General features: G+C 67.2%; 9 protein-coding genes and 1 tRNA gene. 3 read left to right on the top strand and 7 right to left on the bottom strand.

Annotated elements, in window-relative coordinates:
• Positions 1–351 precede the first annotated feature (351 nt).
• The 5 genes from HMPREF9058_RS04925 to polA form a co-directional block, all read right to left on the bottom strand.
• Positions 352–1,041 (bottom strand): hypothetical protein, encoded by a 690-nt coding sequence (locus HMPREF9058_RS04925; RefSeq protein WP_009747568.1) that lies wholly within the window; start codon positions 1,039–1,041, stop codon positions 352–354.
• A 117-nt stretch (positions 1,042–1,158) separates the two neighbouring features.
• The gene (gene coaE / locus HMPREF9058_RS04920; RefSeq protein ID WP_254654063.1) at positions 1,159–1,809 is read right to left on the bottom strand and encodes a dephospho-CoA kinase; all 651 of its coding nucleotides are present in this window, start codon (positions 1,807–1,809) and stop codon (positions 1,159–1,161) included.
• 99 nt (positions 1,810–1,908) lie between these two features.
• Positions 1,909–3,654 (bottom strand): hypothetical protein, encoded by a 1,746-nt coding sequence (locus HMPREF9058_RS04915; RefSeq protein WP_043537647.1) that lies wholly within the window; start codon positions 3,652–3,654, stop codon positions 1,909–1,911.
• Between the two features lie 201 nt (positions 3,655–3,855).
• On the bottom strand, positions 3,856–5,310 hold the full coding sequence (gene rpsA, locus HMPREF9058_RS04910; protein ID WP_004564961.1) for a 30S ribosomal protein S1: 1,455 nt from the start codon (positions 5,308–5,310) through the stop codon (positions 3,856–3,858).
• A 311-nt stretch (positions 5,311–5,621) separates the two neighbouring features.
• A complete protein-coding gene (gene polA, locus HMPREF9058_RS04905; RefSeq protein WP_009747404.1) occupies positions 5,622–8,462 on the bottom strand; it encodes a DNA polymerase I in 2,841 nt (946 codons plus the stop codon).
• 143 nt (positions 8,463–8,605) lie between these two features.
• On the opposite strand from polA, the gene HMPREF9058_RS04900 reads away from it, so the two are divergent.
• Positions 8,606–9,118, top strand: a complete 513-nt coding sequence (locus HMPREF9058_RS04900) for a PaaI family thioesterase (protein WP_043537800.1) — start codon at positions 8,606–8,608, stop codon at positions 9,116–9,118.
• A 33-nt stretch (positions 9,119–9,151) separates the two neighbouring features.
• Here HMPREF9058_RS04900 and HMPREF9058_RS04895 read toward each other — a convergent pair whose 3' ends face one another.
• Positions 9,152–9,760, bottom strand: a complete 609-nt coding sequence (locus HMPREF9058_RS04895) for an ANTAR domain-containing response regulator (protein WP_009405613.1) — start codon at positions 9,758–9,760, stop codon at positions 9,152–9,154.
• A gap of 54 nt (positions 9,761–9,814) precedes the next feature.
• Between HMPREF9058_RS04895 and HMPREF9058_RS04890 the strand changes: the two genes are divergently transcribed.
• Positions 9,815–9,891, top strand: a tRNA-Leu gene (locus tag HMPREF9058_RS04890).
• 53 nt (positions 9,892–9,944) lie between these two features.
• Positions 9,945–10,343, top strand: a complete 399-nt coding sequence (locus HMPREF9058_RS04885) for a cytidine deaminase (RefSeq protein WP_175284671.1) — start codon at positions 9,945–9,947, stop codon at positions 10,341–10,343.
• Positions 10,344–10,490: 147 nt separating this feature from the next.
• Here the strand turns inward: HMPREF9058_RS04885 and pyk are convergent, their stop codons facing one another.
• A complete protein-coding gene (pyk, locus tag HMPREF9058_RS04880; RefSeq protein ID WP_009405774.1) occupies positions 10,491–11,921 on the bottom strand; it encodes a pyruvate kinase in 1,431 nt (476 codons plus the stop codon).
• Between the last annotated feature and the right edge of the window lie 104 nt (positions 11,922–12,025).

Here is a 12,025-nt window from a genome sequence, read left to right as displayed (position 1 = left end):
CTCAGGCTACGCGGTCCGACCGACACCATGGACACCTCAGACCGCGCAGTCACCTCCTTCACCATCCTGCGATCCGGCCGTCACCACACAGATACGTCTTTGTATCCAGGAAGGGACCTTTCAATCGAGTTCACCTATTACGGTGGTTCTCGCAGGACGCCGGGTCGTCCCGTTCCACGTTCATGTGGATGCTCATGAGGCCCGCCCCTGCGCCCTGTCTTCATCCCCTGAGTCCAAGGATCCCTCATGGCCTTCATCGTCGCCGTCTCCGCCACCATCGTCGGAGCCCTCGGCCCCGCCCGCACCACCTCTCGACGCAACAGCTGCTCGGGCTGAGTCTGCCTTCCGGATCTACCTCTCGGTTCCGCCCCACTCGACGGCGGTGAACCCGGTCCGGGTCGGCCCAGGCTCCAGCTTCTGCTCCGGAACCGCTGTCTGCGGGACATCCCCGACGACGATGTAGACCCTGATGAAGGTATCCGGGACGATCCCGGCACCCGAGGAGGGGTCCGTCAAGCGGTAGACGGCCTGGCGCGCGAACTCCTCAGAGGCGAAGGTGACCAGAGCCCTGCCCCGCTCGGCGATCCGAGGCCCCCAGAAGGTGATGAACTCGGCCGCCTCGCGGTCACTGAGTCCCAGCAGGGAGAGCTTGTCCTCCAGGAAGCCGGTGGCCGCATCCGCCTCGACGACGAAGCCCTCGTTCTGAACGAGGGTGGCCGGCTCCTCCCCCTCCCAGAACAATGACGGGTAGTGCCGCCCCACGGCGTCGGTCAGATCCCCGTCGGGTGCTGCCGTCACGTGCCACGTGATACTGCCGTCGGCCTGCGTCTGCGGCGTCGGATAGGTGTAGGTCAGTGTCCCCTCATAGTCCAGGGAGACCAACAGGTCCATCGTCGTGGTGGGGTAGAGATACAGGACCGGTTTCTTGTCCTTCTGCTCCTCCGGCCACATCCCGCAGCCCGCGAGCATCCCACCCGCAGCAAGGCCGCCGAGCAGCAGAAGGCTGCGACGAGCAGGGGTCTCCATCCGTGAAGGCGGCATGACGGTTCCTTTCGTAGGACTGATGCGTCCGGCCCGATGGAGTCCGGGGCGCCACGGCTCCTCGTCCCACTGTAGGAGTGGGCGCGGTGTCCGCCGATGGGAAGGTCTCCCCCGCCGTCAGACGATGGCTCCCGGCTCCAGGATCCGGGTGCTCCAGAGCCTGTCGACCTCGGCGTTCAGGTCCTCCAGCGCCCCGGAGTTGGACACGACGACGTCGGCGACGGCTCGGCGTTCCTCGTCGGTGGCCTGCACGGCGATACGAGCCAGCGCCTCGTCACGGGTCATCCCCCGCGCAGCGAGCCGCTCCAGACGCACCTCAAGCTGGGCCTCGACGACGATGACGAGATCGAACAGGTCCTGCATCTGTCCTTCGACGAGGAGAGGAACGTCGTAGACCGCCACCTGCCCAGCCGGAACCGTGTCCATCCGAGCCCACGCCTCTGCTGCGATGAGGGGCAGGAGGAGCTCCTCCAGGCGGGCACGGCGTAGGTCGTCGGAGAAGACCAGACGCCCCAGGGCACTGCGGTCCAGGGAGCCGTCCGGGGCTAAAATCCCTTCCCCGAACTCGGCCACCACTGCCGCAAGACCGTCACTGCCCGGGCTGACGACGTCGCGAGCAACCTCATCGGCGCTGGTCACGACCGCGCCGCGCTCCTCGAGCAGGCCGGCCACCGTCGACTTGCCTGAGCCGATGCCACCGGTGAGCCCCACGCGCAGAGCTCGGTCCTTCGGACGACGAGTGGAACGGGGTACAGGTGTGTGGCGCATGGTCCCATCATGCCGTGACCTGCCCGGGCCGGGCCAGCGCGTGGTGATACAGCCGACACCGGTGTCCACCGGGCGCAGCCTCGCCTTGTCAGTGCCAGCTCACTTGCCCCCTGCGGCCGCCTGGCCGTCAGTCGTGATCGTGGTGGTCGAACCGGGTCGCCTTCTTCCTCCCCGGCCCCGCCCGTAGGGCGCGATGCGCTCCTCGACCCGGGCCAGCGACTCCACCGCGCCCTGCGGGGGACTCACGCACCGGGAGGCCTGCTCTGAGGCCCGCGAGATGATCTCGCGGATGATCGGTGCACGAGTATGGTCCTCCTCCACCCCGTCGACCAGGACCTCCGCCAGGGCTGAGAGGACCTGCACGGCGACCAGAGGGTCGCCGACGGCGTCGACGAGTATCCCGCAGCGCTCTCCTGGCCGGTTCATCGGCCAGGACTCCATCGCGTCACGGCACTGGTGCCATGCCCTGCCGCTGGAAGCGCGGTCCCCGCGGGCCTGAGCGGCGTGCGAGGCCAGAGCCAGGGCGGCGCAGGCCGTTTCCGTCCACCCCTGGCTCAGGCTCAGCTCCGCGGTGTCGAGATGCTCCTTCTCCGCGCGCTCATTGGCACCAAGTGCCGCCAGCAGCCGGCCGAAGGCCAGGCGAAGGTCGACGACCAGCTCCAAGGTGGAGTCATCCACCACCTCCGACAGTGAGGCGCTGACCGTCTCCGCGGTCGACATGGCGCGCTGTCGCACTGACTCCATGCCATAACCGCGAGACAGCGTGAGCAGCTCGCGGACCTCCTTGAGCAGCGCTCCCTGGTTACGCAATCGGGCACGATCTGCCGGTACGGCGCTCGTCACCGTCCCGTAGGACCGGCTGGCCAGACCTGCGGCCTCAGCGGCCATCCGCATCTCGACCCGGTACGACACGCCGTTGTTGCCGTTGCGGACGTCGAAGCGGTGAGCGACGCCGCGCACGAAGCCGGTCATGACGTCATAGGCGCGGCCGACGGTGTCCCAGGCCGTGAGCTCCAGGTTCCCCCACGGCGTTGTCCAGCTCAGCGAGGCGCCCAGGGCGTGCTTTCCGTAGTCCGCCCGGTTGGCCGCCCTCATGACGAGGGCCAGTCCGACGGCGGTGTTCATCAGTTGCCAGGCCGAGGCCTCAGAGACGGCCTTCATAGGGCTGTGACGGATGAGTGCGATGGCCCGTTGCCACTGAGAGGACAGTCCCAGGTACTCGAGCCTGTCCGCCAGGCTCTGGAGTGACACGGCATCTGGAAGGTGGAGCAGGCTCAAGGAGGCGAAGGCGTCCTCGGCCTCGACGATGCGTTGGTGGGCCAGGTAGGGAACCAGCACCGCGCCCAGCCCCCGTGCGCTCTCCACGGGATCGGCCTCGGCGCGTTTGGGTGTGGCCGTGGTTGTGCTGATGACGCCGGAGTAGTCATCGTGCATGCGGGCGGTGGCCAGCACGGCTCCGGTGTCGGTCTTGCCGAAGGAGAAGAGTCTGGCCTCACGGAGCTGCTCGAGGGCCTCGTCCCTGAGGCCGAGGACGGCGGAGAGCTCCACCTGGGCGTAACGCAGCGGGAGCGTCGAACGGCCGTGAGCCGCCCGAATCCCCTGGCAGAAAGCGGTCGCCTGCTCAAGGCTCGTTCTGCTCGTGTCCGGGTCCTGGCCCAGCTGAACCAGCCACGCCCGGTCGACGGCGCAGACCGCCTCCACCACCTGGTCGGGCGCGCTCCCCGCATCCGTCCCCTCGACGTCGTCGGCGGCAACCGCCTTCCACAGGGCCGCTGCAGCGAAACGGCTGGGGCAGATGGGGTCGACATCCTCCAGAACACGGGCAATGGCGCCCCAATAGCTCATATCGTCTCCAACGGTCGTCACGTTCTGGTTCCGGCTTCTAGGAAGCAGGGAGCACGGGGCCCGGCCACAGCCTCGCACAGGCACGTCACCTGAGCGATGGGGAGAAGGCACCGAACGTCTGAGGGCCTCTGCCTGCGGAGCAGGCAGAGGCCCTCAGATGATGTCAGAGATCAGTCCTGACCACTGAAAAGGTGCGGGAGCTCAGTTACCGGTGAGCTTCTCGCGCAGGGCGGCCAGGGCCTCATCGGAGGCCAGCGTGCCGGAGGCCTCCGACGGCGCCGAGGAGTACGAGGTGCCGCCGGCGGGGGCTGCCGGAGCACCGGACTCCTGCTCCTCCTCCAGGGCCTTGGCGACCTGGGCCTTGTGGGCCTCCCAGCGGGCGTGAGCAGCCGCGTACTCGGCCTCCCACGCCTCGCGCTGGGCGTCGTAGCCCTCGAGCCACTCGTTGGTCTCCGGGTCGAAGCCCTCGGGGTACTTGTAGTTGCCCTGCTCGTCGTACTCGGCCGCCATCCCGTAGAGGCTGGGGTCGAAGTCCTCGGAGGCGGGGTCGACACCCTCGTTGGCCTGCTTCAGCGACAGGGAGATGCGACGGCGCTCCAGGTCGATGTCGATGACCTTGACGAAGACCTCGTCGCCGACCTTGGCCACCTGCTCGGGGACCTCGACGTGACGCTGCGCCAGCTCGGAGATGTGGACCAGACCCTCGATGCCGTCCTCGACACGCACGAAGGCGCCGAAGGGGACGAGCTTGGTGACCTTGCCGGGAACGACCTGGCCGATGGCGTGGGTCCGGGCGAAGGCCTGCCACGGGTCCTCCTGGGTCGCCTTGAGCGACAGGGAGACGCGCTCGCGGTCGAAGTCGACGTCCAGGACCTCGACCGTGACCTCGTTGCCGACCTCGACGACCTCGGAGGGGTGATCGATGTGCTTCCAGGACAGCTCGGAGACGTGGACCAGACCGTCGACGCCCCCCAGGTCCACGAAGGCACCGAAGTTGACGATGGAGGACACGACACCGGAGCGGACCTGCCCCTTCTGCAGGGTCTGCAGGAAGTTGGTGCGGACCTCGGACTGGGTCTGCTCGAGCCAGGCGCGACGGGAGAGGACCACGTTGTTGCGGTTCTTGTCCAGCTCAATGATCTTCGCCTCGAGCTCGCGGCCCACGTAGGGCTGGAGGTCGCGAACGCGACGCATCTCCACCAGGGAGGCGGGCAGGAAGCCGCGCAGGCCGATGTCCAGGATGAGACCGCCCTTGACGACCTCGATGACGGAGCCGGTGACGACGCCGTCCTCCTCCTTGATGCGCTCGATGGTGCCCCAGGCGCGCTCGTACTGCGCGCGCTTCTTGCTCAGGAGCAGACGCCCTTCCTTGTCCTCCTTCTGCAGGACGAGGGCTTCGATCTCGTCGCCGACGGAGACGATCTCGTCGGGGTCGACGTCATGCTTGATGGACAGCTCGCGAGCGAGGATGACGCCTTCGGTCTTGTAGCCGATGTCGAGGAGGACCTCATCACGGTCGACCTTGACGACAGTGCCCTCGACGATATCGCCGTCATCGAAGTACTTGATGGTCTCGTCAACGGCGGCGAGGATCTCCTCGGTCGAACCGATGTCGTTGACGGCGACCGGGGCGGGGCTGGGCGTAGTGGTTGTCATTGAGTGGATGCTCCGAATGCGGATAGTTGGATCGGGTTGATAGGGACCGCGTGCTCCCCAGTGACGCGAATCGGCCCGGACCAATTCATCGACCTGGTTGGATCAGTCTCATAGGAGACGCCCAGGAGCGCACGAATGAACCTTAGCAGTACGTGACGAATCCGTAACTAGACGATGCTCAAGCATTATCCCGTACATGCGTGCAATCGCTCACGTCGTCTGACGACTTGATGTCAAAAGGATGACGTGACGATCTCATTCGTATATCACCGGCTTCTTCGGCCGATGAGCGGAGGTCCCGTAAGGGCTCTTTAGTGGGCGGCCTCACGCCAGGTCCGCCCTCGTCCGACGGCGACGTCCAGGGGGACCGAGAGCTCTGCTGCCCCACCCATCTGCTCCTTGAGGAGGCTCTCAACAGCCTCGGCCTCTCCAGGCGCGACCTCGATGAGGAGCTCGTCGTGGATCTGCAGAAGAATGCGGCTCGTCAGGGCCTGCTCGCGCAACGCGCTGTCGACATCGATCATGGCCTTCTTGACGATATCGGCGGCGCTGCCCTGAATGGGGGCGTTGAGGGCGGCCCGCTCAGCCATCTCACGGCGCTGCCGGTTGTCGCTGGTCAGGTCGGGCAGGTAGCGGCGCCGTCCGAACATCGTCTCGGTGTATCCGTCTCGGCGCGCCTGCTCCACCACGGACTCCAGGTAGTCGTGGACCTTTCCGAACCTGGCGAAGTAGGCGTTCCTCAGATCCGCTGCGTCAGCGTTGTCGATACCGAGCTGACGGGCCAGCCCGAAGGTCGACAGGCCGTAGGCCAGTCCATAGCTCATGGCCTTGACGTGGCTGCGCTGCTGGGCGGTCACGTCCTCGACCTCGATGCCGTGGACCAGGGCGGCGACGTAGCGGTGCAGGTCCTCCCCGCTGCGGAAGGCCTCGATCAGCGCCTGGTCCTCGGACAGGTGCGCCATGATGCGCATCTCGATCTGGGAGTAGTCGGCGGTCATGAGGCACTCGTAGCCCTCGCCGACGGTGAATGCCTCGCGGATGCGCATCCCCTCCTCGTGACGTGCCGGGATGTTCTGCAGGTTGGGGTCGGTGGAGGACAGGCGCCCCGTGGCGGCGATGGTCTGCTGGAAGGTGGTGTGGATGCGCCCGTCAGCCTGGATCGCCTTGCGCAGTCCCTCAACCGTCTGCCGCAGCTTGATGGCGTCGCGGTGCTCAAGAAGGTGCTCCAGGAAGGGGTGCGAGGTCTTGGCATACAGCCCGGCCAAGGCGTCGGCGTCCGTGGTGTAACCGGTCTTGGTCTTGCGGGTCTTGGGCATCTTCAGCTCGTCGAACAGGACGGCCTGGAGCTGCTTGGGGCTGGAGAGGTTGAGCTCTCGCCCGGCGGCGGCGTAGGCGCCCTCGGCAGCGTGAGTCACGCGGGCGTCGAGCTCGGTCTGGCGGGCTTGGAGCACGGCGTCGTCGACGGCGATGCCGGCGTCCTCCATGACGGTCAGGGTCGCGGCCACGGGCATCTCCAGGTCGGTGAAGAGCCCCAAGGCATCACGAGCCGCCATCTGCTCATCGAGCACGGCCTGGAGCGAGAGCAGGGCGGCGGCCCGGCGCGCACTGGCCAGGTGGGAGGGGGCAACGGCCTCCTGAGAGGTGAGGGCCTCGAGGTCGAATGCGCTCTGGGACTCACCGGAGCCGCCGTCACCCCCGGCACCGCCCTCGTTGACTGCGGCCAGGTCGATGCCGAGCCAGCGCTGGGTGAGGGTGTCGACGTCATAGCTGCGCTGTTCGGGACGGCACAGGTATCCGGCCAGTGAGGGGTCTGCGACGACGCCGTCGAGCCTGAGTCCCCGGGCGCTCAGCGCGTGCCAGCTCCCCTTGGCGTCGGCGACGAGCTTGGGACGCTCCACGTCGGCCAGGAGCCGGGCCAGGACGGCTTCGTCCTCGGGCAGGATCTCGGTCAGGTCGATGGCGACCGCCCGAGAGCCGTCGGACAGTGACACGAGCGCGGCATCGCCCTCGACGGGTCTGAGGGCGCCGACGACATCCACACCCAGGAGGCGGGTGCCGTTGTCGTCATCCGCCGGCAGGCTGGTCTTCAACCATTCAGCCAGCCGCCCCGCGGCTAGATCGTGTCCCAGCGAGACGATCTCCAGATCGCTCAGCGCGTTCAGTGCGCCGGCTTCGTCTGCCTCACTCGGCTCGGCGTGGTCGGAGGTGTCGGTGAAGCTCAGGATGCGCAGCGCCCGCTGGTGCAGGGTGCGGAACTCCAGGGTCTCGAACACGCGCGCCAGGCCGGCGCGGTCGGCACCCGTGAGGCGCAGGTCGGTGCGGGGTTCGATTCCGAGGTCCAGGTCGGTGAGCAGGCGGTTGAGGCGGCGGTTGCGCACGACGTCGTCGAGGTGATCGCGCAGCGACTGTCCGGCTTTGCCCTTGATCTGGTCCGCGTGAGCGATGACGCCGTCGAGCCCGTCATAGAGGTTGAGCCACTTGGCGGCGGTCTTGGGGCCCACGCCCGGAACCCCGGGCAGGTTGTCACTGGTCTCGCCGACCAGGGCGGCCAGGTGCGGGTAGCGCTCGGGCGTCACCCCGTAGCGCTCCTCCACCTCCTGAGGCGTCATGCGCCGCAGTGTCGACACGCCCTTGACCGGGTAGAGCACGGTGCACCGCTCGGTGACCGTCTGGAAGGAGTCGCGGTCCCCCGAGCAGATGAGAACCTCCATGCCCTCGGCCTGGGCGGAGGCCGCCAGGGTGGCCAGGATGTCGTCGGCCTCGTAGCCCGGAGCGGTGAGCGCTGTGACGCCCATGGCCTCCAGGACCTCCTGGATGAGCTCGACCTGCCCGAGGAAGGGCTGCGGGGTCTCATCGCGGGTTCCCTTGTACTCGGCGTACTCCTCGGTGCGGAAGGTGCCTCCCGGCAGGTCGAAGGCGACGGCCACGTGGGTAGGCCGCTCGCTGTCCAGCAGCGACAGGAACATGGAGACGAAGCCGTGGACGGCGTTGGTGGACTGACCAGTCGACGTGGTGAAGTTGTCGACGGGCAGGGCGTAGAAGGCACGGAAGGCCATTGAGTGTCCGTCGATGAGAAGAAGCCGCTCGGGAACCGGGTCCGAGGGGGACTGAGGTGTTGGACTCGTCGTAGGGCTGGTCGCGGTGGTGCTCACCGTGCCAGCCTAGGCCCATGAGCCATCCACAGTCCGACTCGCCCGTCTCCCCCATCAGCGTAGGGGACTCCAGTGACTCTCAGGCCTCTCCTGCCTCAGCCGACTCCCCCAGCTCGCCGGCGGTCGTCGGGCCGCTGGGCCCCGTGGGCCGCGTCACTGCGGCCTCTTACTCCGGAGCGAGCGCCTCAGCCGTGGCCTTCCCGGACCCTGCCAGGCGCCCGTTCCCGGATCCGCGTCCCGCGGGCTCTGCCGTCTCCGCCTCCTCGGCACTGCACGCGGTGCTGGAGGACAGTGAAGAGGGCACGCTCATGGAGACCCTCGGGATGGAGGTGGTGACTCGCGACGCTCATCGGACCGAGGTCCGGATGCCGGTCGACGGGGCCCGACAGGTCGTCGGGATCCTGCACGGCGGTGCCACCGCCGCGCTCATCGAGACGGCTGCCTCCGTGGCCGCACGCGCGGGCGCGCCCGACGATGCCGTCCCGGTCGGGGCGGAGCTGACGGTCAGCCACCTGCGCTCCGTGTCCCAGGGCTGGGTGAAGGCGACCGCCACTCCCCTGCACCGCGGCCGTCGTACCGTGGTCTACCAGGTAACGGTCACTGACGACGATGAGCGCACCATCGCCGTCGGGACACTGCGCAGCCTGTTCACCTGAGGCGCTGCGCCGCACTGGGCTATCAGTGGGTGCTTAGTCCTTCTTGGCCGAACCGACCTGCTCGATGACGGCGTCGGCCACCTCGCGCATGGTCAGACGCCGGTTCATGGAGGTCTTCTGCAGCCAGCGGAAGGCCTCCGGCTCGCTCAGTCCCATGCGCTCCATGAGCAGCCCCTTGGCCCGGTCGACGCGCTTGCGGGTCTCGAAGCGCTCGGTGAGGTCAGAAATCTCACTCTCCAGGGAGAGGATCTCCTCGTGCCGAGACATGGCGATCTCAAGTGCCGGGATGAGGTCCGCCGGGGTGAAGGGCTTGACGACGTAGGCCATGGCGCCGGCGGCGCTGGCTCGTTCGACGAGCTCGGTCTGGGAGAAGGCGGTCAGCATGACGACGGCGCAGTTGTGCTTCTCGAGAATCCTCTCCGCCGCGGTGATGCCGTCGGTCACCGGCATCTTGACGTCAAGAACGCACAGATCGGGGTCATGCTCATCAGCCAGGCGGACGGCCTCCTCACCATCTGCGGCCTCCGCGACGATCTCGTAGCCGGCGTCGGTGAGAGTCTCGACGATGTCAAGGCGGATGAGGGTCTCGTCCTCAGCGACGAGCACCCGGCGGGACTTGGTGGTGCTGGACTCATTGCTCACGGCTGTGATCCTAGTATGATCTCGCTGTTAGCGCCCCCGCAGAGCGGACGGCGTGCCTCCGTAGCCCAATTGGCAGAGGCATCCGACTCAAAATCGGAGTGTTGTGGGTTCGAGTCCCACCGGAGGTACCAACAGGTCCCTACCCAGCCCCACCTCAGAACAGACCGGTCAGATGGAGAGCACCTTGGGCACCACGTGGGCCTCACTGTACGAAGCGGCCAAAGCTGTTCAACGTCCTCGTCACGTGTCCTCGTACATCGAGGCGGGCGGTGTCGCAGCTGCAGTGGAGTCGTCCTCGGGAAGAATCTATACGGGCGTCTGCGTGGATACCGCCTGCACCCTGGGAATCTGTGCCGAGCGCAACGCGATCCTCAACATGATGACCAACGGTGAGGATGCGATTCGACGGGTTCTGACGATCATGCGCGACGGCCGTACCGGTCCGCCGTGTGGAGCATGTCGAGAAATGATGACGCAGCTGATGCCGAGCCAGTTCGGGGACATCGAGGTGATGATCGACTTCGCTGCCGGGAAGACCATGACTCTTGCCGATCTGACTCCCCAGTGGTGGCTACGGCGATGAGGCTGTGACCGCAGAGCTCCACTCTGCGGTGTCCTGCCCCCACCGATTCATCAGCGGGAAGCAGATGCCAAAATCCGTCGCCCTGAACCGGATCGAGGGGCCTCCCGGTGATAGGTGGGAGACCCCTCGACGGATCAGAACCGGTGCTCAGACCTTGTAGTCGCCCGTCTCACCGACGGTGTGGACACGGATCGAGTTGGTCGAGCCGGGCGTGCCCGGAGGCATTCCGGCCACGATGACGACGGTGTCCCCGGGCTGGGCCAGATGCTTGTCCTGAAGGATCTCATCGACCTGGGCCACCATCTCGTCAGTGTGCTGGACCTCGGGCACCTCGTAGCACTGCACGCCCCAGGAGACGGCGAGCTGGTTGCGCGTCTCACGCAGCGGGGTGAAGGCCAGCAGCGGAAGCGGCGAGCGCAGACGAGACAGGCGCCGGGCGGTGTCACCGGACTGGGTGAAGGTCACCAGGTAGGTGACGTCGAGGTGCTCGCCCATCTCCGCAGCGGCGCGGGTCAGTGCCCCACCTCGCGTCTGCGGGTAGGAGCCCAGGCCGGGGATGCGCTCCCCTCCGTGCTCCTCGACGTTCTCGATGATGCTGGCCATGGTGCGCACGGCCTCGATGGGGTAGGCGCCCACGGAGGTCTCACCGGAGAGCATGACGGCGTCGGCGCCGTCGAGAATGGCGTTGGCGCAGTCGGAGGCCTCAGCCCGCGTGGGACGCGGGTTCTGGATCATGGACTCCAGGACCTGGGTGGCCACGATGACCGGCTTGGCCTGGCGGCGGGCCAGCTCGATGGCCCGCTTCTGCACCAGCGGGACGGCCTCCAGGGGCATTTCCACACCGAGGTCGCCACGGGCCACCATGATGCCGTCGAAGGTGGAGACGATGTCGAAGAGGTTCTCCACCGCCTGGGGCTTCTCGATCTTGGCGATGACCGGGATGCGCACGCCGACCTCGTCCATGATCTCGTGGACGTCCTTGATGTCATCGGCGTCGCGCACGAAGGACAGGGCGATGAGGTCGGCACCGATCTTGAGGGCCCAGCGCAGGTCCTCACGGTCCTTCTCGCTGAGGGCCGGCACGGAGACGGCGACGCCGGGCAGGTTGATGCCCTTGTTGTTGGAGACGTAGCCGGGCACCTCGACCTTGGTGACGACGTCGGTGTCGGTGACGGCCACGACGCGCACCGCGACGTTGCCGTCGTCGATGAGGAGCCGGTCACCGGGGCGGCAGTCGCCGGGAAGTCCTTTGAAGGTGGTGGAGGCGCGCTTGACGGTGCCCAGGACGTCGTCAATGGTGATGGTGAACTCGTCGCCCTTGTTGAGCATGACCTTCTGGTCGTCCACGAACCGCCCCAGGCGGATCTTGGGGCCCTGGAGGTCGACGAGGATGGCGACGGCGCGACCGGAAGCGTCGGCGGCCTCACGGATACGGCCGATGACCTCCTCCTGATCCTCGGCGCGACCGTGGGAGCGGTTGATGCGCGCGACGTTCATGCCGGCGTCCACGAGCGCTTGCACCTGCTCGGGAGAGTCGGTAGCGGGTCCGAGGGTACATACGATCTTGGCTCTACGCATGGGTTCAGAATACGGGACACCGGGCCCTGCGCACGAGGAGGAATCTCGTCAGTCGTCAGGTTGCGACCATCCTCACCCACTTGTCTCCCACCGGAGTGGCGGGC

Origin of the sequence: Actinomyces sp. oral taxon 175 str. F0384, assembly GCF_000223355.1 — a bacterium.
Lineage (GTDB): Bacteria > Actinomycetota > Actinomycetes > Actinomycetales > Actinomycetaceae > Actinomyces > Actinomyces oris.
This window is presented reverse-complemented; position numbering and strand designations above follow the sequence as displayed.

Excerpts from the sequence above, each read along its gene's own strand:
- pyk (WP_009405774.1), bottom strand. The coding sequence starts at position 11,921 with ATGCGTAGAGCCAAGATCGTATGTACCCTCGGACCCGCTACCGACTCT.
- coaE (WP_254654063.1), bottom strand. The coding sequence starts at position 1,809 with ATGCGCCACACACCTGTACCCCGTTCCACTCGTCGTCCGAAGGACCGA.
- HMPREF9058_RS04915 (WP_043537647.1), bottom strand. The coding sequence starts at position 3,654 with ATGAGCTATTGGGGCGCCATTGCCCGTGTTCTGGAGGATGTCGACCCC.
- rpsA (WP_004564961.1), bottom strand. The coding sequence starts at position 5,310 with ATGACAACCACTACGCCCAGCCCCGCCCCGGTCGCCGTCAACGACATC.
- HMPREF9058_RS04925 (WP_009747568.1), bottom strand. The coding sequence starts at position 1,041 with ATGCCGCCTTCACGGATGGAGACCCCTGCTCGTCGCAGCCTTCTGCTG.